Source organism: Nonomuraea helvata, from assembly GCF_039535785.1.
Classification (GTDB): Bacteria; Actinomycetota; Actinomycetes; order Streptosporangiales; family Streptosporangiaceae; genus Nonomuraea; species Nonomuraea helvata.
This window is the reverse complement of record NZ_BAAAXV010000012.1, coordinates 62,807-88,971: the sequence shown is the minus strand read 5'-3', so window position 1 is coordinate 88,971 and position 26,165 is coordinate 62,807. Positions and strand designations below refer to the sequence as shown.

General features: G+C 71.5%; 21 protein-coding genes. 11 read left to right on the top strand and 10 right to left on the bottom strand.

Annotation, left to right across the window (positions count from 1 at the left end):
* The first annotated feature begins 116 nt into the window (after positions 1-116).
* The 4 genes from ABD830_RS50470 to ABD830_RS50455 are packed head-to-tail and all read left to right on the top strand — an operon-like array spanning position 117 to position 4,712.
* Positions 117-887 carry a hypothetical protein gene (locus ABD830_RS50470; RefSeq protein WP_345002755.1) on the top strand — a complete coding sequence of 257 codons (771 nt, stop codon included), beginning with the start codon at positions 117-119 and terminating at the stop codon, positions 885-887.
* The gene (locus ABD830_RS50465) at positions 884-2,014 is read left to right on the top strand and encodes a hypothetical protein (protein ID WP_345002754.1); all 1,131 of its coding nucleotides are present in this window, start codon (positions 884-886) and stop codon (positions 2,012-2,014) included. The genes ABD830_RS50470 and ABD830_RS50465 overlap by 4 nt, the downstream gene beginning before the upstream one ends.
* Complete coding sequence (locus ABD830_RS50460; RefSeq protein ID WP_345002753.1) at positions 2,011-3,438, top strand: hypothetical protein; 1,428 nt, start codon at positions 2,011-2,013, stop codon at positions 3,436-3,438. Before ABD830_RS50465 ends, ABD830_RS50460 begins: the two co-directional genes overlap by 4 nt.
* Positions 3,435-4,712 carry an AAA family ATPase gene (locus ABD830_RS50455; RefSeq protein WP_345002752.1) on the top strand — a complete coding sequence of 426 codons (1,278 nt, stop codon included), beginning with the start codon at positions 3,435-3,437 and terminating at the stop codon, positions 4,710-4,712. Before ABD830_RS50460 ends, ABD830_RS50455 begins: the two co-directional genes overlap by 4 nt.
* 45 nt (positions 4,713-4,757) lie before the next feature.
* Here the strand turns inward: ABD830_RS50455 and ABD830_RS50450 are convergent, their stop codons facing one another.
* Both ABD830_RS50450 and ABD830_RS50445 read right to left on the bottom strand, forming a co-directional pair.
* A complete protein-coding gene (locus tag ABD830_RS50450; protein WP_345002751.1) occupies positions 4,758-5,699 on the bottom strand; it encodes a GNAT family N-acetyltransferase in 942 nt (313 codons plus the stop codon).
* Between the two features lie 74 nt (positions 5,700-5,773).
* Positions 5,774-7,312, bottom strand: coding sequence for an MDR family MFS transporter (locus tag ABD830_RS50445; RefSeq protein ID WP_345003456.1), 1,539 nt, complete (start codon positions 7,310-7,312; stop codon positions 5,774-5,776).
* 134 nt (positions 7,313-7,446) lie between these two features.
* On the opposite strand from ABD830_RS50445, the gene ABD830_RS50440 reads away from it, so the two are divergent.
* Together ABD830_RS50440 and ABD830_RS50435 are read left to right on the top strand one after the other, a co-directional pair.
* Positions 7,447-7,992 (top strand): TetR/AcrR family transcriptional regulator, encoded by a 546-nt coding sequence (locus ABD830_RS50440; RefSeq protein ID WP_345002750.1) that lies wholly within the window; start codon positions 7,447-7,449, stop codon positions 7,990-7,992.
* Positions 7,993-8,035: 43 nt separating this feature from the next.
* Complete coding sequence (locus ABD830_RS50435) at positions 8,036-8,530, top strand: ATP-binding protein (RefSeq protein ID WP_345002749.1); 495 nt, start codon at positions 8,036-8,038, stop codon at positions 8,528-8,530.
* 82 nt (positions 8,531-8,612) lie between these two features.
* Here the strand turns inward: ABD830_RS50435 and ABD830_RS50430 are convergent, their stop codons facing one another.
* Positions 8,613-8,969 (bottom strand): hypothetical protein, encoded by a 357-nt coding sequence (locus ABD830_RS50430; RefSeq protein WP_345002748.1) that lies wholly within the window; start codon positions 8,967-8,969, stop codon positions 8,613-8,615.
* A 58-nt stretch (positions 8,970-9,027) separates the two neighbouring features.
* Entirely contained in the window at positions 9,028-9,990 is a 963-nt protein-coding gene (locus tag ABD830_RS50425; protein ID WP_345002747.1) for a Ppx/GppA family phosphatase, read from the bottom strand.
* Positions 9,991-10,311: 321 nt separating this feature from the next.
* Here ABD830_RS50425 and ABD830_RS50420 point away from each other — a divergent pair, with 321 nt between their 5' ends.
* The 3 genes from ABD830_RS50420 to ABD830_RS50410 all read left to right on the top strand — a co-directional run bounded on the left by ABD830_RS50420 (position 10,312) and on the right by ABD830_RS50410 (position 15,018).
* Positions 10,312-11,127, top strand: coding sequence for a formylglycine-generating enzyme family protein (locus tag ABD830_RS50420; protein WP_378521074.1), 816 nt, complete (start codon positions 10,312-10,314; stop codon positions 11,125-11,127).
* A 4-nt stretch (positions 11,128-11,131) separates the two neighbouring features.
* Entirely contained in the window at positions 11,132-12,262 is a 1,131-nt protein-coding gene (locus tag ABD830_RS50415; protein WP_345002745.1) for a UDP-N-acetylglucosamine--N-acetylmuramyl-(pentapeptide) pyrophosphoryl-undecaprenol N-acetylglucosamine transferase, read from the top strand.
* A gap of 128 nt (positions 12,263-12,390) precedes the next feature.
* The gene (locus tag ABD830_RS50410) at positions 12,391-15,018 is read left to right on the top strand and encodes a SpoIIE family protein phosphatase (RefSeq protein ID WP_345002744.1); all 2,628 of its coding nucleotides are present in this window, start codon (positions 12,391-12,393) and stop codon (positions 15,016-15,018) included.
* 19 nt (positions 15,019-15,037) lie between these two features.
* Here the strand turns inward: ABD830_RS50410 and ABD830_RS50405 are convergent, their stop codons facing one another.
* From ABD830_RS50405 to ABD830_RS50390, 4 genes are all read right to left on the bottom strand, one after another.
* Positions 15,038-15,919, bottom strand: coding sequence for a hypothetical protein (locus ABD830_RS50405; RefSeq protein ID WP_345002743.1), 882 nt, complete (start codon positions 15,917-15,919; stop codon positions 15,038-15,040).
* Positions 15,920-15,940: 21 nt separating this feature from the next.
* A complete protein-coding gene (locus tag ABD830_RS50400) occupies positions 15,941-16,861 on the bottom strand; it encodes a hypothetical protein (protein ID WP_345002742.1) in 921 nt (306 codons plus the stop codon).
* A gap of 23 nt (positions 16,862-16,884) precedes the next feature.
* A complete protein-coding gene (locus ABD830_RS50395) occupies positions 16,885-17,787 on the bottom strand; it encodes a hypothetical protein (protein WP_345002740.1) in 903 nt (300 codons plus the stop codon).
* A gap of 269 nt (positions 17,788-18,056) precedes the next feature.
* The gene (locus tag ABD830_RS50390) at positions 18,057-19,430 is read right to left on the bottom strand and encodes a phospholipid carrier-dependent glycosyltransferase (protein ID WP_345002738.1); all 1,374 of its coding nucleotides are present in this window, start codon (positions 19,428-19,430) and stop codon (positions 18,057-18,059) included.
* Positions 19,431-19,579: 149 nt separating this feature from the next.
* Between ABD830_RS50390 and ABD830_RS50385 the strand changes: the two genes are divergently transcribed.
* Together ABD830_RS50385 and ABD830_RS50380 are read left to right on the top strand one after the other, a co-directional pair.
* Positions 19,580-20,236, top strand: a complete 657-nt coding sequence (locus ABD830_RS50385) for a response regulator transcription factor (RefSeq protein WP_345002737.1) — start codon at positions 19,580-19,582, stop codon at positions 20,234-20,236.
* On the top strand, positions 20,233-21,408 hold the full coding sequence (locus ABD830_RS50380; protein WP_345002736.1) for a sensor histidine kinase: 1,176 nt from the start codon (positions 20,233-20,235) through the stop codon (positions 21,406-21,408). The genes ABD830_RS50385 and ABD830_RS50380 overlap by 4 nt, the downstream gene beginning before the upstream one ends.
* Here ABD830_RS50380 and ABD830_RS50375 read toward each other — a convergent pair.
* The gene (locus ABD830_RS50375) at positions 21,400-24,222 is read right to left on the bottom strand and encodes an NACHT domain-containing protein (RefSeq protein ID WP_345002735.1); all 2,823 of its coding nucleotides are present in this window, start codon (positions 24,220-24,222) and stop codon (positions 21,400-21,402) included. The genes ABD830_RS50380 and ABD830_RS50375 overlap by 9 nt on opposite strands.
* A 75-nt stretch (positions 24,223-24,297) precedes the next feature.
* The gene (locus ABD830_RS50370) at positions 24,298-26,163 is read right to left on the bottom strand and encodes a propionyl-CoA synthetase (RefSeq protein WP_345002734.1); all 1,866 of its coding nucleotides are present in this window, start codon (positions 26,161-26,163) and stop codon (positions 24,298-24,300) included.
* Between the last annotated feature and the right edge of the window lie 2 nt (positions 26,164-26,165).

Below are 26,165 nucleotides of genomic sequence, written 5' to 3'. Positions count from 1 at the left end.
GGTTACGCACGGTGGTCGCGAATCGTCGGCGCCCGCCTTTACACTGTAGATCACATATTGGCTGCTATATCGCGAAATTACTGGAAAATACTGGGACTGTTGATACGCTCGCCACCATGAGTGACCGGCTGGACGATCTCGAGCGGCGGATCGACGAGCTGCGGGCGGGGGTGCGCAAGGCGATGCGAGTCAAGGACGGCGGCACCGCCCGCGCGCTGCGCGCCGAGCTCCGTACCGCCGAGCGGGAATGGGACGCCCTCGTGAGCGGCGAGCAGCCCCAGGCCAAGCCCGCGCCGCCGCGCCTGGTCACCGTGCGCGAGCAGGTGCACCAGGGGCTGCGGCTGCTCGGCGCGAGCGCCCAGCCGCGGCTCATCGTGGCCGTCAGCGACGCGTTCTTCGGCGGCACGATCCGCAGCGCCCAGCTCACCAGCCTGCGCAGGGACGAGGAGCGCTCGTTCAGGTCCTCGCCGCACGGGCGGCCGTACTATCTGTGCGCCGCGCTCACCGACCGCCTCTCCCCCGCCCGCGGGCTGCTCACGCTCAGCACCTGGCCGCTGGAGCGGCGCGTAGTCGGCCCGCTCAGCCCGCGCGTCGACTTCCTGACCTGCGCCATCGCGGTGGCCTCGCACGAGTCCGTCGACGGGCGGGCCGACCGGTTACTCGTCCGGATGGCCAGGAACATCCCCGGCGCCACCGACGGCACGCTCGGGCCGCCCGACCCCGGCCGGGTCATCGAGGCGGCCCGCGCCGAGCTGCGCGTGCACGGCGACCGCGACACGCGGGATCGCGCCGAGCTGGCCCAACGCGCCGCGGCGCAGCTCGGTGACGTGGCTCGCCTGTTCGGCGCCGCTACGCTGAGCACGATCAAGAAGGAGAAGGCGGAGTGAGCGGCTTGAAGCGCGAAGGCGACCCCATACAGCGGCTCGACGCGTTGCGGGGCACGACGCCGCCGCGCCCGCACGACGCCCGCGCCATCGCGGCCCTGGCCGCCAACCCCGGCTGCACCCGCCGCGCCCTCCTCGACGGCGCCGGCATCGACAAGGACGCCGCGGCCCGGCATCTGGGCTTTCCCGCGCCGTTCGGGCAGTCGCCGTTCGCGATCACGCGCGGCAACGTGTTCGAGGGGCTGGTCAAGGCCGACGGGTGCGCGGAGCTGCTGCGCATGCTGCGCGAGCTGCTGGACCTGCCGGTCGCCGAGGTCGCCTACCACGACGTCGAGAACGTCGGCGCCCACCTGCGCCACGCCCACACCCGCACCCTGATCGACCGGGCGGCGCGCGAGAGCCAGGACGCGGGCACGCTGTACGACCATCCGCTGCTCAGCCTGGAGATCGCCGGCCACACCGCCTACCTGGAGCCCGACGTGGTGGCCTTCCAGCTCGGCGGCCGCTTCCACATCGTGGAGATCAAGTCATTCTCGGTGATCGACGGGCAGGCCGATCCCTCCGCGGTGGCGGCGGCGGCGCGGCAGGCGGCGGTGTACGTGCTGGCGCTGCGCACGCTCCTCGAGGAGCTCGGCCACGACCCGCTGAAGGTCTCCCACGACGTGGTGCTGGTCTGCCCCGAGAACTTCGCCAACCGGCCCGTCGCGACCCTGGTCGACGTGCGCAAGCAGCTCGCCGTGCTGCGCCGCCAGCTGACCCGGATGACGACGCTCGACCGGCTGCTCGAAGGGCTGCCCGACGATCTCACGTTCGACCTGCGGCCCGGCGAGGACGGCCGGCCCACCAGGCCCGTGGCCGAGCTGGCCGACGCGCTGCGCAGGACGACCGCCCGCTACGCGCCCGACTGCCTGTCCACGTGCGACATGTGCTTCTTCTGCCGGGACGAGGCCCGCCAGGAGGGCGCGTCCGACCTGCTCGGCCGGCAGGTGCGCGACGAGCTCGGCGGGGTGGCCTCGGTGGCGGAGGCGCTCGGGCTGGCCGACGGCGCCCGCGACCCCGCGGCGGGGCAGGAGGAGATCGCCCGGCTGCTCCGCAACGCCGAACGCCTGCGCAGGGAGTGCCTCACGTGAGTCTGCTGACCTCGCTCGCGCGGCTGCGGGCCCTGGACGAGGGCATCGCGCAGCCCGTCGCGACCGTCAGGCACTGCCATCTGTCGGACCGGCCGATGGTGTTCATCCCGCTCAAGCTGTCCGGTGAGGCCGCCGCTCCCCTGGCCGCCATGCTCGGCACCGACAGGGAACGGCCGCAGCTGCTCGTGGTGACCCAGCCGCGCAACCGCGACCTGCGCTTCGCCTGGGCCGCCGACCTGGCCGGGGTGCTGCTGCCGTACATCGAGAGCTTCATCGCCGACACCGAGACGGTGGAGCGCAAGAACGCCGACCCCTACGAGCGGGTGCTGGACGCGCCGCAGATCGTCGTCCCGAACCCGGGCGGCGTCGCCTTCGCCAGGCTGCTCGGCCGCTCGACGCGGTTCCGCAGCACCGACGGGCCCTATCCGGTGCCCGAGGGGGTGCCGCTGCTGGGGCGGTGGCTGACCTATTTCGGGGAGCGGGCGGCCTACCCGGGCTCGTCGCTGATGACGGCGGCGACCGAGGAGCTGGCGCGGCACTGGGCGAGCGGGCAGAGCTCCCTGGAGGACGCCAATCTGGCCGCGCTGCTCGCCTGGATCACCACGGGGCCGAGCGACGAGGCCGAGGACCCGCTGATCTGGCCGCCCGCGGGGCCCGCGACGGATCCGGGGTTCGACGCGGAGGTGCTGGCGCCGGCGATCGAGAGCGGGGCCGCCGAGCGGATCACCGAGGCGCTGCGTACGCAGCTGGAGCCCACGTGGCGGCTCATGTGGCAGGCCATCGACCTGCTCGCCGGGCTTCCTGAGGGGGCCGGCGTGGCTCAGCGGTGGGAGCAGGACCGCGGCTCGTTCAGCGGCATGGCGGCGCACATCGCCGAGGGCACGGCGCCGCAGCCCCGGCGTGACGGCGCGGTCGCCGCCGCGGCCAAGCTGGCCCGCATGGAACGCGCCCAGGCCGCCTACGACGTGCAGCGGGCGTACGACGATCCCCTGGTCATGGCCGAGTACCGGCTCACCGGGGAGGCGTTCGCGGGCGAGGTCGTCGAGACCGTCCCCGACAACACCGAGGGCGAGGGCCGCTCACGCAAGCTCCGCCCGCTGGTGGTGATCAAAACCGACGATCCGGTACGCCTCGCGCCCGGCACCTCCCTGGGCACCCCGCAACGCCGCGGCCAGGGCGCCGAGCTGGTCTCGGCCGACCAGGGCCTGGTCACCCTGAAGATCACCAAAGGCATGGGCAGGGGAAAGACGGCGGCGCCCGGAGCCGTTCCCGAGGTCGGGGAGCGCGTCTGCTACACCTCGCTGACGGACGACTTCCAGGGCTCCCCCGCCCTCCCCGACACCGAGGCGACGCCGTGGACGCACGGCGGGCCGCCGCAGGAGTACGTACCCGACGACGAGGACGCGCAGGAGGAGTGGTCGTGACCGACAGCCCGGAGCAGGTCATCAGGAACGTCCTCGCCGACCTGCCCCGGCACCGCGGCGTGGTGGTCGACTCGCCGCCGGGAGCGGGCAAGTCCACGCTGGTGGTACGGGCGGCCGCGCACATCGCGGCGACCGGCGAGCCTCTGATGATCGTCGCTCAGACGAACGAGCAGGTCGACGACCTGGTGACCCGCATCTCCGAGAAGCACCCCCACCTGACCGTGGGACGGCTGTCGGCCGGCGGGTACGTGCCGCCGCTGCGGCTGCTGGACCTGCCCGGCGTACGGGTCGGCACCCGGATCCAGGATCTGAGCGACCCGGACATCGTCATCGCCACCGCCGACAAGTGGGCCTGGATCGGCGGCCGGGTGTGGCCCTGGGCGATCGTGGACGAGGCGTACCAGATGCGCTCGGACAAGCTGCTGCGGATCGCGGGGCTGTTCGAGCGGGCGCTGTTCGTGGGCGACCCCGGGCAGCTCGACCCGTTCTCGATCGTGGACGGGGACCGGTGGTCGGGGCTGTCGTGGGATCCGCTGCAGAGCGCGGTGTCGGTCCTGCTGCGGCACAACCCGGACCTGCCGGTGCACCGGCTGCCGGTCTCGTGGCGGCTGCCCGCCTCGGCCGCGCCGGTGGTGTCGCAGGCGTTCTATCCGTTCACCGGGTTCCGGTCGGGGACCAGTTTCGAGGATCGGCGGCTGGAGCTGATGACCGGCGGCATGGGGACCGTGCACGACCGTGCCCTGGAGGAGGCGGCCCGGTCGGGCTGGGCGCTGCTGGAGCTGCCCAACCGGCACACGGTCCGTACGGACGGGGAGGCCGTGCAGGCGGTGGCCCAGCTGGCGGCCCGGCTGCTGCAGCGGGGGGCCGTGGCCTCCTCCGAGCAGGGCGAGCGCCCGGTGACCGCGGACCGCATCGCCGTCGGCGCCGCCCACCGCGACCAGGTCGCCGCGATCCGGGCCGCCGGGGTGCCCGCGGAGATCACCGTGGACACGGCCAACCGCCTGCAGGGGCGCGAGTACGACGTGACCGTCGTCCTCCACCCGCTCTCGGGGCGCCGGGACGCCACGGCCTTCCACCTGGAGTCGGGGCGGCTGTGCGTGCTGGCGTCCCGGCACCGGCACGCGTGCGTGGTGGTGGCCCGGGCGGGGATCGCCGAACTCCTGGACGCCCACCCGTCGGCGGAGCCGGTGCAGCTGGGGGTGCCGGTCAAATTCCCGGACGGGTGGGAGGCCAACCAGTCGGTCCTGGACCACCTGTCCCGTCACCGCGTCTGACGTCCTGGGGGGTGGGGCATCAGGCGGACGGTGGCCGTCCGGGCGTTACAGGCGGCGGCGCCAGACGTCGATGACGAGGACCGGATGCATGCCCGCCGACTCGTACAACCCCAGCGCGGGCGTCGTGTTGTTGGAGTCCACGTGAAGAATGGTTCCCCGCCGGCCCCGCGCGGCGTCGGAGGCGAAGGCGTGGCGCAGGAGGAAGCGACCGATGCCCCTGCCCCGGAACTCCGGCAGGACCGCCAGGACGGCCACGTAGCCGCAGTCCTCGTCCGGGAGGAACTGGTTGTTGCCGATCACCACCCCGGCGGGGCGGCCGTCGGCGCGGGCGAGCGTGAGCTGGGACCAGTCGTTGACCGACTGCGCCTGCCGGCGCGCGTACCAGGAGTCGTAGTCGACCGGCACGAACCCGAAGTGCTCGGCGAAGCCCGCCTGCTGCACCCCGTGCGCCTCGCGCCGCACCTGCTCGCTCTCCCCCGTGTGCAGCGTCACCCCGTCAGGCGGGACGGGCGCGTCCACCGAGCCGGAGTGGTCGATGCGCATGCGGTGGAAGCTGGTGCCGGGCTCGAAGCCGAGCTCCTTGGCCTGGGTCTGCTTGGCCTCGTCGGAGCGGTGGACGTCGAGGTCCACGGTGACGTGGTCGTGGCCGCGCTCAGCGCCCAGCTCGCGGGCCCGGGCGATCACCAGCCGCCACAGCTCGGCGGCCAGCTCGTCCGCCTCCTCAGCCCCGGGACGTACGATCACCTGGACGTTCACCAGGTCGCCGTCGCCGATGCGGTGTGCCCAGGCCCAGGCGGTGAGGCGGCCGCCCGCGTCGCGGGCCAGCCAGCCGTCCTGGCCGAGGTCGAAGCCCGGCTCGGCCAGTTCGTCGGCGACGTCGTCGAGCGTGACGTCGGGGGCGCCGATCACCGCGGTGTCGTAGGCGGCGATGAGCTCGTGGATGGCCGGGGCGTCGTCCACGCGTGGGCGGCCGAGGGTGTGGTGCATAGCGGCGATTGTCCACAAAACGCCCACCGCTCGCCTCCTGTTTTCCGCGGGCGCCGGCGCCCCACTCAAGAGGATCAGCCGGCCGCCGAGGTGACGGCCTGCTCGTCCGCGGCGGCCGCGGGGGCGCCCCCGCGCAGCGGGATCTCCTTGACGAACGCCGCCAGCAGCGGCACGACGACCGCGAACGCGATGGCCCACCAGAAGACGCCGGAGATGGAGGTCGCCAGCGACTCCAGCAGCCCGGTGCGCATCTGGGCCGGCATCTGCGCGACCGTCCCGGGGTCCATCCGGCCGCCGCTCTTGGCCACCCGCTCGGCCGCCTGCGCGCCGAACCTGTCGGTCAGCTCGGACAGGAAGTGGTTGTTGAAGATCGCCCCGAACAGCGAGACGCCGAACGAGCCGCCGATCGACCGGAAGAACGTGGTCGCGCTGCTGGAGACGCCCAGGTCCTTCTGCTCGACGCTGTTCTGCGCGATGAGCATCGTGGTCTGCATGAGGAAGCCCATGCCGAGGCCGAGCACCGCGATGTAGACGCCGGTCTGCCAGGCGGTCGTGGTGACGTCCATCGTGGACAGCAGCCACATGCCCACGGCCATGCCGATGCCGCCGAGCACCGGGTAGATCTTGTACTTGCCGGTCGAGGTGATGGCCTTGCCGACGAACAGCGACACGACCATCGCGGCCGCCATCATCGGCAGCATGAGCAGGCCGGAGTTGGTGGCCGTCGAGCCCTGCACCATCTGCTGGAACAGCGGCAGGAAGTTGATCGCGCCGAACATCGCGAAGCCCAGCAGGAAGCCGATGGCCGAGATGAGGGTGAAGTTGCGGTTGCCGAAGAGCTGCAGCGGCATGATCGGCTCGACGGCCTTGCGCTCGACCGCGATGAAGGCGACCAGGGTGACCACGGCGACCGCGATCAGGCTGAGGATCTGCCAGGAGCCCCACGCGTACTCGTTGCCGCCCCAGGTCGTGATGAGCACCATCGCGGTGATGCTGATCGACAGCAGGATCGCGCCCGCCCAGTCGATGCGCACCTTGCTGTGCAGCTTGGGCAGGTGGAGCTGCAGCACGATGACGGCCAGGGCGAGGGCGCCGATCGGCAGGTTCACGTAGAAGGCCCAGCGCCAGTCGAGGTGGTCGGTGATGAAGCCGCCGACCAGCGGGCCCGCGATCATCGCCAGCGACATGACGCCGGCCATGATGCCCTGGTACTGGCCGCGCTCGCGGGGCGGCACCAGGTCACCGATGATCGCCATGACGTTGACCATCAGGCCGCCCGCGCCGAGCCCCTGGATCGCGCGGAACGCGATCAGCTCACCCATGCCGCCGTCCGGCCCGCCGAGCATCGACGAGCCCGCCATGCCGCAGAGCGCGGAGCCGATGAGAAAGATGACGATGGAGATGATGAAGATGTTCTTGCGCCCGTACAGGTCGCCGATCTTGCCCCAGATCGGCGTCGAGACGGTGGTGCCCAGCACGTACGCCGTGACGACCCAGGACAGGTGAGTCAGACCGCCGAGCTCTCCGACGATGCGCGGCATGGCCGTGCCGACGATCATGTTGTCCAGCATCGCCAGGACCATCGCTAACATCAGCCCCGGCAGAACGACCATGACCTCGCGACGCCGTCCGGCTGTCTCCGCCACCACATACCCCCAGTGAGTTGCACACTTGCTTACTTGCCGCCCGGCAAGCATAGAATAAGGTAGATACTTACTTGCCGGCCGTCAAGTCGAAAAGGTGTGAAGTGCGGGAAGACACGCGAAGCCGGATTCAGGAGGTCGCGCTCAGGCTGTTCACCGAGCAGGGCTACGAGGCGACGTCGCTGCGGGAGATCGCCGAGGAGCTCGGGGTGACGAAGGCCGCCCTGTACTACCACTTCAAGACGAAGGACGACATCGTGGCGAGTCTCGTCGACTCCCGGCTGGCGGAGCTCGACGAGTTGCTCGAATGGTTCAAGGGCCGGGAGAAGACCACCGAGACACGGCGCGAGCTGGTCGAACGCTACGCCGACCTGCTCAGAGGGACCCGGCACATCGAGGTGGCGAGGTTCCTGGAGCGCAACCAGACCGCGATGCGGGACCATCCGACGCTCATCAAGATCCGCGACAGGATGATGGATCTCGCGGCCGAGATGAGCGGCCCCGGCGCCACGCCCGTCGAGCGCATCAGCCGCTCGCTGGCGATGTTCGCCGTGCACGCGGGCAAGTGGCTGCTGAAGGAGGGCGAGCTCTCCGAGGACGAGGTCCACAAGGCCGCCCTGGAGGTGGCCAGGCGCCTGCTGGAGATCTGACCCTTGGGACGTCAAACGTCTAAAGAGACGATTGACTCATCCGATGGAGGGCAGAGGATCCCTGCACGCATCCGAGTGGGAGGAGGAGTCGGCGGTGGAGGCCACAATAGCGCTCCGGCTGCCCAGGGATGCGGCGAGCGTCCCCTTGACCAGGCAGATGTTGGACGGCACGCTGCGATCACTTGGCGTCGAACCACAGGTACGCGATGACATCGAGCTCATGCTCACCGAGGCCTGTTCCAACGTGATCAGGCACGCTGCGCCGAGCGACGACTACACGGTCAGCGCGACCGTCCACGATCATCTGTGCATCATCAAGGTCATCGATCACGGGAACGGGTTCGACCCGGACAAGGACCCCAACAAGATCGCCGCCCCCGAGCCCGGTTCCGAGCACGGACGCGGGATGCAGATCATGCATGCGCTCGCCGATGACATCCGCTTCACCAACAGGCGCGAGAACGGGGCAGTGGTCTGCCTGGAGAAACGCCTGAAGTACGCCCCCGGAGCGGCTGGACAGTCCCTCATGGCCACCTGAGACCAACAACCCGCAAGCAGCCTTGAGGCGGCCATCCGAAAGGTGGCCGCCTCAAGGTTGCCGCGTGAAACGGCCCCGCCCGTCAGAGCCGCGTGTGCCGCTCTGCCGGGCGGTGCGCGTGGATCCTCGAACGGTGCGGGCCCCCGCCACGCCGGTGCGCCCAGGCCTGAGCGCCGCCGAGCGGGAGCCGGCGGCGCATCCGGGGCACGGCCCCGCTCAGCTCCGCCCGCAGCCGGTCGGGAATCGCGCTCCCGCTGAGCTTCAGCGTGAGCTTCGGCTTGCGGTGGCCCAGCCGCCGCCGCAGCGCGCGCCAGTCCGCCATCGAGCCGGCCAGCACGGCGAACGCCACGAGGGCGAGCACCGAGATGGCGAGTACGGCCACGACGATGAGCAGGAGCGCGGCCATCAGGGAGCCGATCGTGCCGATCACTTCCAACATTTGGCAAAAAGTGCCCGCCGACCAGCCCTTTATTCCAACTTCTCTGGATATATCGGTCTTACTCTGGCGTACCGCCACTGAGCTGGTCGAGCCGCCCGGGCAGGAGGTCGAGCCGGCGCAGTATCACTCCCTCCCGCAGCGCCCACGGGCACACCTCCAGCCGGTCCACCTCGAACAGGTCCATGGTCGCGTCGGCGACCAGCGCCCCGGCCGCGAGCTGCGCGGCCCGCCCCTCGGACACGCCGGACAGCTCGGCCCGCTCGGCGGCGCCCATGGTGGTCAGCTTGATCACCCACTCGGCCATGTCCTCCCGGGACAGCGAGCGCGAGACGTACGGGCCCTCGCTGGAGGGCGCCGCGCCGGCGATCCTGGCGAGCTGCTTGAACGTCTTGGACGTGGCCACCGCGCGGTCGGCCTCGCCGTATCTGACGACACCGCCGACCGTGCGGGCGATCTCGGTGCGTACGTGCCTGCGCAGCGTGCGGACCTCCTCCGGCGACGGCGGATCGCCGGTGAACCAGTCGCGCGTCAGCCGCCCGGCGCCCAGCGGCAGCGAGACGGCCACGTCGGGCTCCTCGTCGACCCCCGCCGCGATCTCCAGCGAGCCGCCCCCTATGTCGAAGGCCAGCAGCCGCCCCGACGACCACCCGAACCACCGCCGGACGGCCAGGAACGTCAGCCTGGCCTCGTCGCGCCCGGACAGCACCTCGATGTGCACGCCGCTGCGCGCCTCGACCTGCGCGAGCACCTCCTCGCCGTTGGCCGCCTCGCGCACGGCGGAGGTGGCGAAGGCCAGCAGGTCCTCCACCCCCTTGTCCTCCGCCAGGTGCACGGCCTCCTCGACGAACGCGGCGAGCCGCTCGATGCCCTCGTCGGCCAGCCGGTTGTCCTCGCCCAGGTATTCCGTGAGGCGCAGCCCCTCCTTGTGGGAGTAGGCGGGAATGGGCCGGGCGCCCCTGTGGGCGTCGACGACCAGTAAATGGACGGTGTTCGAACCGATGTCCAGCACGCCGAGTCGCATGGGAAAACGCTACCGGTCTGCGGCTTCGACAGCGAAGCGGAGTCCCGCGTGACCGAGCGTGTCGCGGCAGGTCCGCCCACCTCACGGGCGGTCCGGCTGAGCACCCGGACAGGCCCCTTGCCCCGTCGCGATCGTGGGCAGGCCCGAGGCATTACCCTTCCTTGATGGTGTGACACGTTGGGGGGACCTTTGAGCGCTTGCTGTGGCCCGAGCAGAGGCGAAGCCGCCGGAGCCGCCGGAGCAGCGGGTGCCGCGGGAGTCGCCGCGGAGCCGTTCCGGCAGCCTGCCGGGGTCGCCGCGCGGCCGGCGGCGCCGCGCGGGATGGTGCGCATACCGGGAGGAACGTTCCTCATGGGCGGCGACGACCCGGACGGGCGGCCCGAGGACGGCGAGGGGCCGGTGCGCGAGGTGCGGCTGGAGCCGTTCATGATCGACCCGGCGTGCGTGACGAACGCCCAGTTCGCCACGTTCGTCAAGGACACCGGGTACGTCACCGAGGCGGAGCGGATCGGCTGGTCGTTCGTGTTCCGTCAGTTCGCCGCGCGCGGGATGATGGACGCCACGGTGCCGGGCGCGCCCTGGTGGGTGGGGGTCGAGGGCGCCACGTGGCGCTCGCCGGAGGGCCCGGGGTCGTCGGTGGGCGACCGGCAGAACCATCCCGTCGTGCACGTGTCGTGGAACGACGCCACCGCGTACGCCACGTGGGCGGGCAAGCGGCTGCCCACGGAGGCCGAGTGGGAGATGGCGGCCCGCGGCGGCCTGGAGCGCAAGCGCTACCCCTGGGGCGACGAGCTGGCGCCCAAGGGGCGGCAGCGCTGCAACATCTGGCAGGGCCCCTTCCCGGCCGCGCCGAGCAAGGGGACGGTGCCGGTGAAGTCGTTCCAGCCCAACGGGTACGGCCTCTACAACGTCTCGGGCAACGTCTGGGAGTGGACGGCCGACTGGTGGGGCACGGAGTGGGAGCCGTCCGCCGACAACCCGGCCGGTCCCGCCGAGGGCACCGCCAAGGTGATCCGCGGCGGCTCGTACATGTGCCACGACTCCTACTGCAACCGCTACCGCGTGGCCGCCCGCACGTCCAACACGCCTGACTCCTCCACCGGGCACACGGGTTTCCGCTGTGCGGCCCTAGTCTGATCGCATGTCACGAACCCTGCGACTGTTGATCACCGGCGGCGGCACCGGTGGTCACACCTATCCGGCCCTGACCACTCTGGCGGCCGTTCAGCGACGTCAGGTGCCGCACGACGTGCTCTGGGTGGGCACGGCCAACGGCCTGGAGGCGCGGATCACGGCCGAGCACGGCATCCCGTTCAAGGCGATCACGACGGGAAAGCTGCGGCGCCGCCCCAACCTCAAGGAGCTCGGCACCAACATCGCCGACGTGTTCCGCATCCCGATCGGCGTGCTGCAGGCCGTGGGGCACGCGGCCCGCTACCTGCCCGACGTGGTGCTGTCGACGGGTGGGTACGTGGCGGTGCCCATCGGGGTGGCGGCCAAGCTGATCCGCCGGCCTCTGGTGATGCACGAGCAGACGACCGTGATCGGGCTGGCCAACCGGATCCTGGCCAGGCTGGCCACCAGGATCGCGCTGTCGCACGAGTCGTCGCTGGAGTACCTGCCGGCCTCCGCGCGGTCGAAGGCCGTGGTGACGGGCAACCCGATCAGGCCGGAGCTGCTGCAGGGCAACCGGGCGGCGGCGTACGACCTGTTCGGACTGACGTTCGAGGTGCCGCTGATCTACGTGACGGGCGGCGCGCAGGGCAGCAAGCAGATCAACACCTTGATCGCGGAGATTCTGCCGCGGCTGCTGCCGCACGCGCAGATCGTGCACCAGTGCGGACCGGCGTGGATCGACCAGATGCGGGCCGTGGAGCTCCCTCCCGACCTGGCCGATCGCTACCATCCGGTGCCTTATGTGGGCGGGGAGCTGGCCGACCTGTTCGCCGCGGCCGACGTGGTGATCTCCCGCAGCGGGGCCGGGACGGTGTCGGAGCTGACGGCCATCGGCAGGCCCTCCGTGCTCGTCCCGTTGATCCCGGCGGGCGGTGACGAGCAGCGCAAGAACGCCGCGTACCTGGCCTCGGCGGGGGCGGCGCGGGCCCTGCTGGAGCCGAACCCCTCTGCCGAGCAGCTGCTGTCCGAGCTGATGCCGCTGCTCGCCGATCCTGAGCTGCGCCAGACGATGGGGCAGGCGGCGGCCAAGGTGGGCCGCGTGGACGCGGCCGACGCGCTGTGCGACCTGCTCCTGGAGACCGCCCGCCCCGTCTGAGGGCTTCCCGCCTCCCGAGAGCGTGTTCGCCGCTGCTACCGGCCTGGTAATACCCTGGACATGCAGATTGCTCCTCGCCCTGAAGGGGACCCCGGCGACGCGGTGAAGGGCAGGGGATGGGGATGGGGATGGGCGAACGGCGTACGCCAGGCCTGCGGATCAGAAGGGCGGACCAGGTAGCCGAGGAGCGCAAACGGCTCCTGGCGCTGGCCGGCGACGAGCTGTGGGGGCTCGAGCTCCTGCGGTTCGCGATCCAGCAGGCGGTTGCCGAGCTTGCCGGGCTGGGCGGCATGGTGCATCTTGGCAGTCCCGGCTTCGGCGGAGGGCTGCGCCTCGCGGTGACCAGCGGGCTCCCCCGGGCCTTCACCCAGGAGTGGGAGCGCGTTGACGGGAACGGCCCGCTCGCCCCGGCACGCGCTTTCCGGGACGGTGTGTTCGTACAGACCTCGGCGATGACGGCCGTCCCGCTGTTCGGCCCCGGCGGGCCGGTCGGCACGCTGTCGGTCGTGACGGCCTCCTCGTGCAGGCCGTCGGCCGGGCGACGGGCCTTCCTCGACCTCCTGGGCCGGTGGGCCGGAGAGCGCCTGGCCAAGCCCCCGGCGCCGCCGCCCGATCCGGCCCGCACGGGATGGCGGGAACCGAGCCTGCCGCAGGACCCGCAGGCGGTCGGCACGTGGGACTGGGACATCCGCACCGGTGACATCCTCTGGAACGACGCGATGCCCACGGTGCTCGGTCTCGATCCGGCCACCTCCGACGGCCGGATCGACACCTGGATGGGCACCATCCACCCCGAGGATCTGCCATGGGTGCTGGCCGACATGGACGAGGCGATCTACACGGGGAGGATGCACAGCACCGAGTACCGGGTGTGCCGCCCTGACGGGACGATCGTCTGGGTGCGCGTCCGCGGCCGGTTGGTGCTCGACGACGACGGGGAACCGGCACGCATGATCGGCACATTGTGGGACGTCTCCAGTTCCCACGACATCCTGGAGATGGTCACCGACCCGCAGGCGCAGAACGCCGAGAGCGCTTCCGCGGAGCGGGCCTCCCATATCAGGCGGCTGGCCGGCGCGCTGGCCGAGGCGGTCTCCGTGCGGGACGTCGTCGACGCCTCCGCCGATCACATCCTGCCCTCGTTCGACGCCTCCGGGCTGATGCTCACCTTCCTGGACGGCGACCACCTGCGCCCGGTCGGGTTCACCGGGTACCCCAAGGAGTTCGTCGATCGGATAGCCCGCATGCCGGCCTCCTGGGGGTTCCCCATCACGGGGGTGCTGCGGGAGCGCACCCCGATCTTCATCAGCTCCTCGGAGGAGTACATCGAGCGCTACCCCGCGACGGCCGACATCCCGGCGGTGGCAGGCAAGCAGGCATGGGCCTTCCTGCCGCTGATCGCCTCGGGACGCCCGGTGGGCAGCTGCGTCGTCTCCTTCACCGATCCGCGCCCGTTCACCGGCGTGGAGCGCAACCTGCTCACCACGCTCAGCGGGCTGATCGCCCAGGCCATGGAGCGAGCGCGCCTGTACGACAGGGAGCACACGCGGGCCAGGGAGCTGCAGCGCGGGCTGCTCCCGCGCGAGCTGCCCAGTCTGCCCGCGGTCACGCCCGCGGCCCGCTACCTTCCCGCGGGCACGGACATGGAGGTCGGCGGCGACTGGTACGACGTCATCCCGCTGTCAGCGGACCGGGTCGCCATCGTCATCGGCGACGTCATGGGCCACGGCGTCGCCGAGGCGGTCACCATGGCCCGCCTGCGCACCGCGGTCCGGACTCTCGCCGACCTGGAACTGTTCCCCGATGAGCTGCTCTCCCACCTCAACGACCTGGTCAGCGACCTCGGCGACGACTTCTACGCCACCTGCCTGTACCTGGTCTACGACGCCACCAACCGCTCCTGCGTCCTGGCCCGCGCCGGCCATCCACCGCCCGCCGTCGTCCACCCCGACGGGAGCGTCCGCTTCCCCGACGCCGACCCGAACTCCCCCCTCGGCGCCGCCACCCCGCCCTTCGACACGATCGAGATGGAACTGCCCGAAGGCAGCCTGCTCGTGCTGTACACCGACGGCCTGGTCGAATCCCCCACCATGGACATCGACCAGGGCATGACCCGGCTCGCCAAGGCGCTCAGCGGCACGGTATCCGGAGCTCTGGCCGGACACCAGGACCACTCCGCGGTGTCGGACGGGGCAGGGCTCCACTGCGCCGAATGCCTCGAGTCCCTGTGCGACAGCCTCACCGCCACCCTGCTGCCCGGCAGGAAGCGGACGACCGACGACGCGGCGCTGCTGGTCATCCGCACCCACGCGCTGGCCAGCGACGACATGGCCTGCTGGCCACTGCCCGAGCACCCCAAGGCCGCGGGCGAGGCCCGTGAACACGTCCGCGCCCAGCTCGGCGCCTGGAACCTGGACGACCTGTCGATGACCACCGAACTGCTGGTCAGCGAGCTGGTCGGCAACGTCATCCGGCATGCCAGGGGGCCCATCAACCTGCGCCTGCTCCGCACCGACGTGCTCACCTGCGAGGTCTCCGACGGCAGCCTCACCACACCCCGCATCCGCCGCGCCGCCGACACCGACGAGGGAGGGCGCGGACTCCAACTGGTCGCCGCGATCGCCCATCGCTGGGGCACCCGCTACACCGCGACCGGCAAGTGCATCTGGACCGAACAGCCCTTGAAATCCGAACCGCCCATCCTGCTTCCCGAGCAAGCCGGCCTGGACCTGTTGGACCTGCTGGACGACGAGTGAGCCTACGGGTCGAGGGAGCCTACGGGTCGAGGGAGCGGAAGGCCTCGTGGGCGGAGCGGACGCTGCGCCGGAGCGCCTGTTCGAGCCGGTCGGCGTCCTGCGCCAGGCGCTCCAGCTCCGGCACGGCGAACCCGTCGGCCCCGGTCTCGGCCACCAGCTCCTCGTACTGGTGCACCCGTCCCCGCAGCTCCTCGATCTGGTGGTGGGCCAGGTACGCCCGCTCGGCGTCGGCCACGTTGGCCGCGTAACGTTCCAGCGCCTCCACGCGGGCGAGCACGGCCTCCTCGCTGCTGTCGAGCGCCCGCGCCAAGGGCTCGGCCACGGCCTCGACCTCGGGCGTGACCCCCTTCGACACGGTCTCCCTGTGCTTGGCGCGCAGGGCGGAGAGCTTGGCCAGCAGCCGGGCGATCTCCCACTCCTGGGCCGGCAGCATCACGGCGTTGCGCACGTCGTCGAGCAGGCCCTCGGCGTTGACCCGGGACTCGGTGACGGCGGCGATGGCGCGCTGGGCGCGGGAGAGGAGCTGGGCGGAGGACTCGTCGAGGTCGTCCACGAGCACGTAGCGGCCCTCGTACCAGCGCAGCTGCTCGTACACCTCGCGCTCGTGCTCCTCCTCCTCGTCCCCCGGCCGGTCGTTGCGGACGAAAAGCGCGATCATCATGGGAATGCCGAGGAGCACGAACATGAATCCGAGACCCCGGCCCACCCATCCGATACTGGCCAGCACCCCGAAGAACAGCACCGACAAGACCATCGCCAACATGCGGTAGTGCGTGCTCGACATGGCCCGCTTCGGCTCGGGGGCCCAGCCCTGGCGCATCTTGATCAGCACCTGGCGGCTCTCCCTGAGCAGCTGCGCGTCATCCGGCGGCACCTCTGGGTCAACCACCACATCAGCCACGAATCCGGATACTAAGGGAAGTCACCCCCTTAGGTGGCGAAAAGCTTCATGCGCGGAGCTGACGCTGTCGCGTAGTGCCTGCTCCAGGCGGTCGGCGTCGTCGGACAATCTGCTCAGCTCGGGCATGGACGACCCGTCGGCGCCCGACTCGGCGAGGAGTTCCTCGTAGCGGGGCAGCTTGGCGCTGAGCCGCTCGATCTGGTGGCGGGCGCGGTAGGCGCGCTCGGCGTCGGCGACGTGGCCCGCGTAACGTTCCAGCGCCTCGACGCGGGCCAGCACGGCCTGCTGGCTGCTGTCGAGCGCCTGGGCGAGGGGCTCGGCGACGGCGGCGACCTCGGGGGTGAGGCCTTCGGAGACGACCTCCTGGTGCTCGGCCCGCAGCTCCGACAGCTTGGTCAGCAGCCGGGCGATCTCCCATTCCTGGGCGGGCAGCATCACGGCGTTGCGCACGCCGTCGAGCAGGCCCTCCGTGTTGACGCTGGAGTACATGACCTGGTCGATGGCCCCCTGGGCGCGGGCCATCAGGGCTCTGGCCGGCTCGTCGAGCTGCTCGCGGAGCACATAGTGGCCCTCGTGCCTGCGCGCGCCGTCGTAGACCTCCCGCTCCAGCGCGTGCGTACGCTCCACCTCGGCGTCGGGCCTGGGCCTGAGCAGGACGCCGACGATCAGCAGGGCCGCGCACGTCATGATCACGACGAAGGGCGTGTAGCGTCCGGCGACGAAGAGGGCCAGGCCGTAGACGGCCGCTGCCACGGCGGTCACCGTCGCCGCGAGCCTGGCGACGAGGCCGGCGAGGGGGCCGGAAAAGGGGCGGTGGCGCTTGTGCGGGGGCACCCAGCCGGCGTGGATGCGTAAGAGGAGCTTGCGGTTGTCACGTAAGAGGGCCGCGACGTCGTCGGGCACCGCCGGATCGACTATCACCTTCGCATGACGTCCGGGCACGTTTTTGATCCTATGCGGATAAATCAACCTTCGAGGTAGCGAAAGGCCTCGTGGGCGGACTGGACGCTGCGTCGTAAGGTGCGTTCGAGCACGTCGGCGTCGTCGGTCAGCCGCTCGATCTCGGGCACGGCGAGCGAGTCCGCGCCCGACTCGGCCAGCAGCTCCTCGTAGCGCGGCAGCCGGGCGCGCAGCTCCTCGATCTGGCTGCGGGCGTGGAAGGCGCGCTCGGCCTCGGCGACGTGGGCGGCGTAACGTTCCAGCGCCTCCACGCGGGCGACCACGGCGGCCTCGCTGTTGACCAGTGCGCGCTCGAGCGGCTCGATCACCGCGGCGACCTCGGGCGCGATGCCCCTGGCCAGCAGCTCCCTGTGCTCCAGGCGCAGCGCCGAGAGCTTGGCCAGCAGGCGGGCGATCTCCCACTCCTGGGCGGGCAGCATCACGGCGTTGCGGGCGTCGTCGAGGAGCCCTTCGGCGTTGACGTGGGAGCGCAGCACGGATCCGATGGCGCGCTGGGCCCTGAGCAGGACTGCCCCGGCCTCCTGGTCGAAGTCCTCGGGGAGCAGGTAGCGGCCGTCATACCAGCGGGCCTGCTCGTACACGCCGCGATCGTAGGGCCGGTGGCCGGCCTCCGGCCGCCACGCCGTCGCCTCGTTCATGGAGGCGATCCGGACGAGGACGATGAACACGTACACGCCGAGCAGCACGAAAGCGGCCGGTCTGACCGGCGAGGCGAGCAGGACGGCCATGAGGGCGACCATGACGGGGGTGGCGGCCAGGAGCGCCGCGCTGGTGGGGCTCTTGGGCCGCGGCGAGGACACCTCGGCGGGCGGCACCCATCCGGCCCTGATCCTGGACAGCAGCGGGGCGTTGGCACGCAGCAGTCCGGCAACTTCCGGAGATACTCCGGGATCGACGACCACACCCACGCTCTGTCCTGGCACCCTGGCGCCCCCAACGCTCGTGATGTTCGTGATATTACGTAACATTCCACCGAAGTGTCAGCCTCTGAAAGGTCAGACGGGGGAACCACAGAGCTCGCTCAGAGGGCGCTTCCAGGACGGCGGGCAGGCATCACCACGGCCTCCACCAGCACCGCAGCGGCCGCCCCCGCCCCTTTGGACGCGTGAGGCGCGCTCGCCGATGCTCTCCGGCGCGCAACATGATCGTAGCCACCGGGATAATGTGGGCCTGCTCGTCAGCGACGGATCCCGTGCACGGTCAGCGCCGCGGCCACGCAGGCGAGCGGGATGGCCGGCAGGACGTACCGGTGATCGAAGTCGAGCGCGGCCACCGGCGCGACGAGCAGGAACATCGCGAACGACCACGGCAGCGCGACCGGACGGCGGCGCACCACCGCACCCACTCCCCCGGCCGGCAGCAGGACGCCGAAGAGCGTGCCGTGCAGGAACCACGGGTACGGGTAGGCGACCAGCACCGAGGCGAAGGGCTCGACGGAGCGCATGCCGCGGATGTCCGGGTCGTAGTCGTTCCGCACCTGGTCGATGAGGGCGTATCCCGAGGGGAGCGGCCACGAGCCGCGCGAGAAGGCCGTGGACGGGGTCATCCGCCTCGGATGGGCGACGGGCTCCCAGGTGAAGGCGAGCGAGGTGTCGCGGACGACCTCGCGCAGGTAGTCCAGGGGCTGCGCGGCGATGGCTCTGAGCGCGAACGACCTGGCCAGGTCGTTGTGGGCGAACCGGTCGCCGGGCAGGCGGTTGAGCGAGGCCCGGGGGTCCCAGACGTACTCGGAGGCGGCGTCCAGGACGGTGCCGTTCGGGCAGAGCACGGCCTGCTCAGGGGGCGGCTTGATGACCGAGCAGTCGGCGAAGGTCATGGTGCGCGCCCACAGGGCGACGCCGTCCGAGCCGCTCAATGCGAACCTGCCGTGGTGCTGGGCGTACCAGCCGGCGTAGGCGAGCAGCGGCAGCGTGCCCGCCACCGCCAGCGCGAGGGCCTGCCGCCAGGACGCGCGCTGCGCCAGCAGGTAGAGGGCGGCCAGGCCGATCAGCGGCACGGTGGCGGTACGGGTCAGGCCGGCGAGCGCGAGGAGCACCCCCGCCACCGCGCCTGTCCACGTGGCGGCCCGCGTGGACACCTCGGGCCGCCACAGCAGCACGAGCAGCGCGGCCACGACGAGGAAGATGACCTGCGAGTCCGACAGCACGGCGTGCTCCAGCCGGACGAACGCCGGGTCGAACAGCACCGGCGCCGCCGCCAGCGCCGCGCCCCAGCCCGGCAGCGACCGGCGGCGCAGCAGCAGGTAGATCATCGCCCCGGTGGCCAGCCCCATCGCGTGCTGCACGCCCACGACCAGCTCCACGCTGTGGAAGGGCCGCAGCGCCCACAGGAACCACGAATAGCCCGCCGGGTGGAACGCGCCCTGCGGCCGCATGTGCACGGCCGTGTCCAGGTAGGTGAACGAGTCGTACCAGTAGAGCCGCGCCGTGTCGTACCCCAGCATGACCAGCACGCGCAGCGCGGCGGCGAGCACGAGCACGCACCCGAACAATCCATGACCGCGCAGGAGACCCGGACGTTCCAGGCGTCCCCTCACGAGCGTGGACGCCATGGCCTTCTCCCCCGGAAGAGCCGGGCGGATCCCGGCTTCGGGCGGCCAGTCCAGTGCGTCACCTATAACCTGAACGTCACCGATTCTGGTTATGCGCGCGTTATGCCGAGCGGGGCAAACTGGCGGCTTTTAGATCTTTTGGGGGCGCTGTGCGCGTTTTGGTCGCCGAGGACGAGCGGATGCTCGCCGACTCGATCGCCGAGGGGTTACGGGGGGAGGCACTGGCCGTCGATGTCGCCTACGACGGGGACGCGGCGCTCGAACGGCTCGGTGTGCACGACTACGACGTGCTGATCCTCGACCGGGACCTGCCGATGGTGCACGGGGACGAGGTGTGCAGGACCGTGGTCGAGCAGGGCTGGCTGGTGCGGGTGCTCATGCTGACCGCCGCGGGCGACGTGCGGGCCCGGGTGGCCGGGCTGTCGCTGGGGGCCGACGACTACCTGCCCAAGCCGTTCGCGTTCGAGGAGCTGGTGGCCCGGGTGCACGCGCTCGGGCGGCGGGCCAGGCGGGCCGACCCGCCGATGCTGGAGCGGGCGGGGGTGCGGCTGGACTGGGCGCACCGGCAGGTGTTCAGGGAGGGCAGGTACGTGCCGCTCGCCCGCAAGGAGTTCGGCCTGCTGGCCGAGCTGCTGCGCGCCCAGGGGGCCGTGGTGTCGGCCGAGACGCTGCTGGAGAAGGTGTGGGACGAGCACATCGACCCGTTCACGAACACGGTGCGCACGACGATGATGAAACTGCGCAAGAAACTAGGCGAGCCCCAGGTCATCGAGACCGTGCCCGGATCGGGGTACCGCATTCCATGAGCATGCGCCTGAGGTTCGCGCTGGCCTGCGCGGGCGTCTTCTTCGTGGTCTCCGGGACCGCGCTGGTCTCCGTCTACTTCGTTGTCCGGGCAAGCCTGCAGTACCGGGCGAGCGTGTTCACTCCCAACTCGATCGTGCTTCCCGACGATCGATATGGCTGGCTGTCGAGCGAGCGTTTCCATGAAGGTTATGAGCTCGCCCGGAAGTTCGCACTCAAGGTGCACGGCACCTACCAGGACAGTGTCCTCGGCAACCTGCGCAACGCCGGTGCGCTGACCGTGCTCGGCGGCACGGGGATCGCGTTCGGGGTCGGCTGGCGGACGGCCGGCATGGTGCTCATCCCGCTCAGGAACGTCACCGACACCGCCCGCCGCATCGTCCAGAATCACGACCTGAGCGAGCGCATCGGGTACAAGGGCTCGCGCGACGAGATCAAGGAGCTGACCGACAGCTACGACGTGATGCTCGACCGCCTCGCGCGCTCGTTCGACGGGCAGCGCAGGTTCGTCGCGAACGCCTCGCACGAGCTGCGCACCCCGCTCACCATCAACAGGACGCTCGTGGACGTGGCCGTGCGCCGGCCGGACGCGACCGACGACGTCAAGCGGCTCGGCGAGTCGCTGCTGCTGGTCAACGCCCGCCACGAGCGACTCATCGACGGCCTGCTGGCGCTCACCGAGGGCGAGCAGGCGGTGCTGGACCGGCGGCCGTTCGACCTGACGGACGTGGCCGAGCACGTGCTGGACCAGGCGGCGGGTGAGGCGTCGGAGCGTGAGGTGACCATGCACCGGCTGCTCGACCCCGCTCCGACGGCGGGCGAGGCGGTGCTGGTGGAGCGGCTGGTGCAGAACCTCGTGGAGAACGCCATCAGGCACAACCACCCGAAGGGCGAGGTGTGGGTGACGACCCGGCGGCGGGCCGACCGGGTCGAGCTGGTCGTGGCCAACACGGGGCTGCAGGTGCCGCCGTACGAGATCGAAACGATCTTCGAGCCGTTCCGGCGGCTGCACGGCGACCGGCTCCGCTCGGACCGGGGCAGCGGGCTGGGCCTGTCGATCGTACGGGTGATCACCGAGGCGCACGGCGGCACGGTCACGGCCACGCCCAGAGAGGAAGGCGGGCTGACGATCACCGTCGAGCTGCCCGTCCACGCCGAGGGCGGCTCAGTCTAGACCCTGGATCTCCCAGAGCGCCGTCTCCGGAATGCCGGCCTTGACGAGCAGCTCCCACGTGCCCATCCGGTCGGCCGGGTCGGCGAGCATGGCGCGCAGCAGCGGCCGCAGCTGCGCGTGGTCGGCCCCGTCCTCGGCCCACATCGCCCCGAGCGCCCGGTGCATGGCGGGCGAGCGCACGGCCACCGTCCGCACCAGCTCCTCCAGGATCGCCAGGCGGTCCCGGTACGGCAGGAAGCGGCCCTCCCCCAGGGCCCGCACCAGCAGGTCGAGCAGCCGCCGGTGGCGGGGCGAGTGGCCGGTGACGACCGCGACGACGACGTCGCCCATGCCGCCCGTCCCGTCGCCTCCGAGCACGACGTCCTCCTTGCCGTCCTCGACCACGCGGTGCGCCGCCAGCGCGGTGACCAGCCCGGTCCAGCCCTCCTGGCCGAGCTGCCCCTTCCACAGGTGGCTGAGCGAGGACCACTGCTCCAAGTGGTCGGGGCCGGGCAGGATCGACGAGACGCGGACCGGCTCCTCCGACGCGCAGACGACGAGCAGGGTCAGGTTCGCGGAGTAGGCGGCCAGCCGGCGGGTCAGCGTGTGGCGTACGGGCCGGAACCCGGTGAAGTGGCGGCGCGGCCGCTCGTGCAGCGATCGGCGCAGCAGCCCGGCCAGCAGCTCCACGCAGCGCGCCCGCACGGCGGAGGGCACCTCCTCCAGCAGCTCCAGGACGAACCCCACGGTCGGGCCGCGCTCGGCCAGGCACGAGTGGGACGTGACCGCGTACAGCAGGTCGTCGTCCACGGCCTGCACCACCGCGAGCGGCTCGTCCCCCGCCAGGCGGCGCCTCCTGTCGAGGTCGCGCAGCGCGTAGACGGCCAGCCAGGCCACCAGGAACTCGCCGAACGTGGCGTGCAGGAACGCGTAACCGGTCCTGGGGCCGTTCCCGCGCACGAAGAAGAACCGCTCGGTGGCCTTGCGCGCCCAGTCGATCCGGTCCTCGTCATCCGGCTCGTCCTCGCCGCCGTGGCAGAGGGCCGGCAGGTCGCGGTCGAGCGCCTCGTCGGTGATGAGCTGGCGGCCGCGGGCGAGCATGGACAGCGCCACCGCGCCGAGCAGGACCAGCTCCTGGTCGATGGCCACCCGCCGCACGCCGCCGGTCTCGCGCTCGGTGTAGTCGCGCAGCAGCACCTCGTACAGGCGGGCGCGGCCGAGCGGCCCGTGGTCGTGCTGGAGCGCGTTGCCGCCCGCATCGTAGAGGGCGAGCAGCAACAGCAGCAGCGGCTGCCTGGCCATCTCACCGTGGACCAGCGCCGCCTCGGCGGGCAGGGGCTTGAGTTCGCGGCGGGCGAGCAGGGCGCGGTTGGCCTGGTCCCAGATGGTCAGCCACTGCCGCACCTGGTCGTCGTCGAACGGCTGGAGCTGCAGTCCCAGCAGCCCGTCGGGGAGGCGCATCCGTTCGGCCACCACCGTGCGGCTGGTCACGATCACCGCCGCCGGGCGGCCCAGCTCCGCCTCCCTGGCCTGGAACTCCTGCACGCGTTCGAGGTAGTCGTAGCGGTTGACGCCGCCCTGCACCAGCTCGTCGAACCCGTCGAGGAGGATCACCGGCATGGCCCCGTCCGCGGCCGTCACCAGCTCGGCGTAGCCCACCTCCTCCCCCAGCACGGCCGCGAGGGCCTGCTCGATCTGCTCGATGACGCCCGCCCGCGCGGCCACACTGCCCAGCTCCACTCTGATCGGCAGGAACTCCGACCTGGCCAGCCGCGCGGCGAACACCTCGGTCAGCTTGGTCTTGCCCGAGCCTGGCTCGCCCAGCACGAGCAGCGGCGCCTGGGTGGCGCGCAGCGAGGTGAGGTGGCCGACCAGGAACGCCTCGGTGTCGGGCAGCAGCCGCTGGTCCTCCCACCAGCTCAGCTGCGCGGGCGCGGCCTCGCGGGTCAGCTCGGCGACCCGGAAGCGGGGGCTGAGGTAGCCCTCGCCGAGCAGCGGGAGCGAGACGGCCTCGGGGAGCTTGCCGGCCAGCAGCAGCGGCCGGTCGAGCAGGTTGGCGGCCATCCTGGCCAGGTGGATCATGGGGCGGTCGCCGACCCGCGGCGGGGCCAGCTCGGCCAGCAGCCAGGCCACCCGCGACAGCGCCGTGGCGGGCGGCGGCTTCTCGGTGACGAGGCTGCGCACCCCGAACTCGTGGCTGTCGAGCGCCAGCGACCGGTAGTCCTCGTCGTAGATGCGCAGCGCGTGCGCGGGCGGGCCCTCGGCGAGCATGCGGGGCAGCAGGAGCTGGTCGTCCACGGAGAGCTCGTCCCAGAGGGCCAGGCCGCTCACGTATCCGGTCATGGCCTCGGACATGCGCAGGTAGGCACGTTCCACGGCCAGCCGGGTCCCGGTGTACGGCACGTGCGGCTCGGGCGTGGGCAGCCGCTCCAGGAGCAGGCTCGCCACCAGCCTGGCGAACCGCTCGGGCGTCGGCACCCCGTGGGAGATCTTGTCGCCGCGGTCGAGCTTGTCGAGCGTGAACGGCAGCTTCGCCTCGCCGAGCGCCTCGAAGTAGGCGGAGACGACGATCACGGCGTGCGCGGCGGCCAGCCGCTGCGTGCGGGTGAACCGGTCGACGCCGCTCTTCAGCTCGGGCAGGCGGCGTACGACGTCCTCGCCGTACAGGGCGATGCTGTTGCGCAGGTCGGCCAGGCCGGTGGCGAGCTGCCCCGCGCCGGCCAGCGCCCAGCCGGTGCGCGCCGCCGCCGAGGCGAACCCGATCACCTTGACGAGCCTGGCGTCCTTGCATCCGAGGATCCTCAGGGCGTCGGCGTAGCTCGGGGTCTCGATCATGTGCCTTCTCCCGGGGACGGAGATGTCCCATCATGCGCCGTACGGGCGGACTTTTCGGCGGAAGTTACCGGCCCGTCATGTTCGCTTCACGGCCTCCTCGATCTCCGGCAGCGCCGCCGGATCCTCGATGGTGGACGGCGTGGAGTACGGGTTGCCGTCGGCGATGTCCCGCATCGTGGCGCGCAGGATCTTGCCCGACCGCGTCTTCGGCAGCCGAGACACCACGACGGCGCGGCGGAAGGCGGCGACGGGGCCGATGCGCTCGCGTACGAGGGCGGTCAGCTCGCGCTCCAGCTCCGCCGGGTCGCGCACGGCCCCGGCCTTGAGCACCACGAAGCCGACGGGGAGCTGGCCCTTCAGCTGGTCGGCCACGCCGATCACGGCGCACTCGGCCACGTCGGGATGGGAGGCGATGACCTCCTCCATCGAGCCGGTCGAGAGCCGGTGTCCGGCGACGTTGATCACGTCGTCGATGCGGCCCATGATGTACAGGTAGCCGTCGGCGTCCACGTGGCCGCCGTCGCCCGTGAGGTAGTGGCCGGGGTAGCGCTCCAGGTAGGAGCGGGCGAAGCGGGCCTCGTCGCGGTAGAGCGTGGGCAGCGCGCCGGGCGGGAGCGGCAGCTTGACGGTGACGGCGCCGTCCACGCCGGGCGGGCACTCGTTGCCGTCGGGGTCGAGGATCCGGACGTCCCAGCCGGGGACGGCCTTGGTGGGTGAGCCCGGTTTGAGCGGCAGGCGTTCGAGGCCGACGCAGTCGGCGGCGATGGGCCAGCCGGTCTCGGTCTGCCACCAGTGGTCGATGACGGGGATGCCGAGCAGGTCTGTGGCCCAGTGGTAGGTGTCGGGATCGAGGCGCTCGCCGGCCAGGAAGAGGTAGCGCAGCCCGGACAGATCATGCTTTTTCGCGAAATATCCGGATGGGTCCTCTTTCTTGATGGCCCGGATCGCGGTCGGCGCGGTGAACAGCGTCCGGACCCCGTGCGTGGCCACCACCCGCCAGAACGCGCCCGGGTCGGGAGTGCCGACCGGTTTGCCCTCGTACAGCACGGTCGTGCAGCCCGCCAGCAGCGGCGCGTACACGATGTAGGAGTGGCCGACCACCCAGCCCACGTCGGAGGCGGCCCAGTAGACCTCGCCGGGGGCGGCGCCGTACACGTGGGACATGCTCCAGTGCAGCGCGACCGCATGGCCGCCGTTGTCGCGCACGACGCCCTTGGGCATGCCGGTCGTGCCGGAGGTGTAGAGGACGTAGAGCGGATCGGTGGCGGCCACGCTCACGCACGCCGCGGGCTCGGCCTCGCCTACCGCCTGCGCCCAGTCGAGATCGCGCCCCTCCTCGAGCTTGGCGGGGCACTGCGGCCGCTGGAGGATCACGCAGTGACCTGGCCGGTGCTCGGCCTGCTCCAGCGCGGCGTCCAGCAGCGGCTTGTACGCCACCACCCTGGACGGTTCGATGCCGCAGGACGCCGAGAGCACCACCTTGGGCCTGGCATGGTCGATCCGCACGGCCAGCTCCCTGGCCGCGAACCCGCCGAACACCACCGAGTGCACGGCCCCTAGCCGGGCGCAGGCCAGCATCGCGACCACGGCCTCCGGCACCATGGGCAGATAGATGACCACGGTGTCGCCCTTTTCCACGCCGAGATCCCTGAGCATCCCCGCGGTCCTGGCCACCTGGTCGAGCAGCTCGGCGTAGCTGAAGGTCGCCGTGGTGCCGGTGACGGGACTGTCGTAGATCAGCGCCGCCTGGTCGCCGCGACCGGCCGCGACGTGCCGGTCCACCGCGTTGTGACAGGTGTTGAGCCGCCCGTCGGGGAACCACCGGCCGTCCGCGGTGACGGTGGCGGGGGGCACGTCCCAGTCGATGCCGCGCGCCGCCTCCGCCCAGAACGCGCCGGGGTCCTCGATGCTCCGCCGGTAAGCCTCGTCATAAGCGCCCACTT

What these genes read in the sequence shown, in the direction of transcription:
- ABD830_RS50430 (WP_345002748.1), bottom strand. Translation starts at nt 8,969, where the DNA reads ATGTTGGAAGTGATCGGCACGATCGGCTCCCTGATGGCCGCGCTCCTG.
- ABD830_RS50470 (WP_345002755.1), top strand. Translation starts at nt 117, where the DNA reads ATGAGTGACCGGCTGGACGATCTCGAGCGGCGGATCGACGAGCTGCGG.
- ABD830_RS50420 (WP_378521074.1), top strand. Translation starts at nt 10,312, where the DNA reads ATGGTGCGCATACCGGGAGGAACGTTCCTCATGGGCGGCGACGACCCG.
- ABD830_RS50375 (WP_345002735.1), bottom strand. Translation starts at nt 24,222, where the DNA reads ATGATCGAGACCCCGAGCTACGCCGACGCCCTGAGGATCCTCGGATGC.
- ABD830_RS50415 (WP_345002745.1), top strand. Translation starts at nt 11,132, where the DNA reads ATGTCACGAACCCTGCGACTGTTGATCACCGGCGGCGGCACCGGTGGT.
- ABD830_RS50450 (WP_345002751.1), bottom strand. Translation starts at nt 5,699, where the DNA reads ATGCACCACACCCTCGGCCGCCCACGCGTGGACGACGCCCCGGCCATC.
- ABD830_RS50425 (WP_345002747.1), bottom strand. Translation starts at nt 9,990, where the DNA reads ATGCGACTCGGCGTGCTGGACATCGGTTCGAACACCGTCCATTTACTG.
- ABD830_RS50435 (WP_345002749.1), top strand. Translation starts at nt 8,036, where the DNA reads ATGGAGGGCAGAGGATCCCTGCACGCATCCGAGTGGGAGGAGGAGTCG.
- ABD830_RS50410 (WP_345002744.1), top strand. Translation starts at nt 12,391, where the DNA reads ATGGGCGAACGGCGTACGCCAGGCCTGCGGATCAGAAGGGCGGACCAG.
- ABD830_RS50380 (WP_345002736.1), top strand. Translation starts at nt 20,233, where the DNA reads ATGAGCATGCGCCTGAGGTTCGCGCTGGCCTGCGCGGGCGTCTTCTTC.
- ABD830_RS50390 (WP_345002738.1), bottom strand. Translation starts at nt 19,430, where the DNA reads ATGGCGTCCACGCTCGTGAGGGGACGCCTGGAACGTCCGGGTCTCCTG.
- ABD830_RS50445 (WP_345003456.1), bottom strand. Translation starts at nt 7,312, where the DNA reads ATGGTCGTTCTGCCGGGGCTGATGTTAGCGATGGTCCTGGCGATGCTG.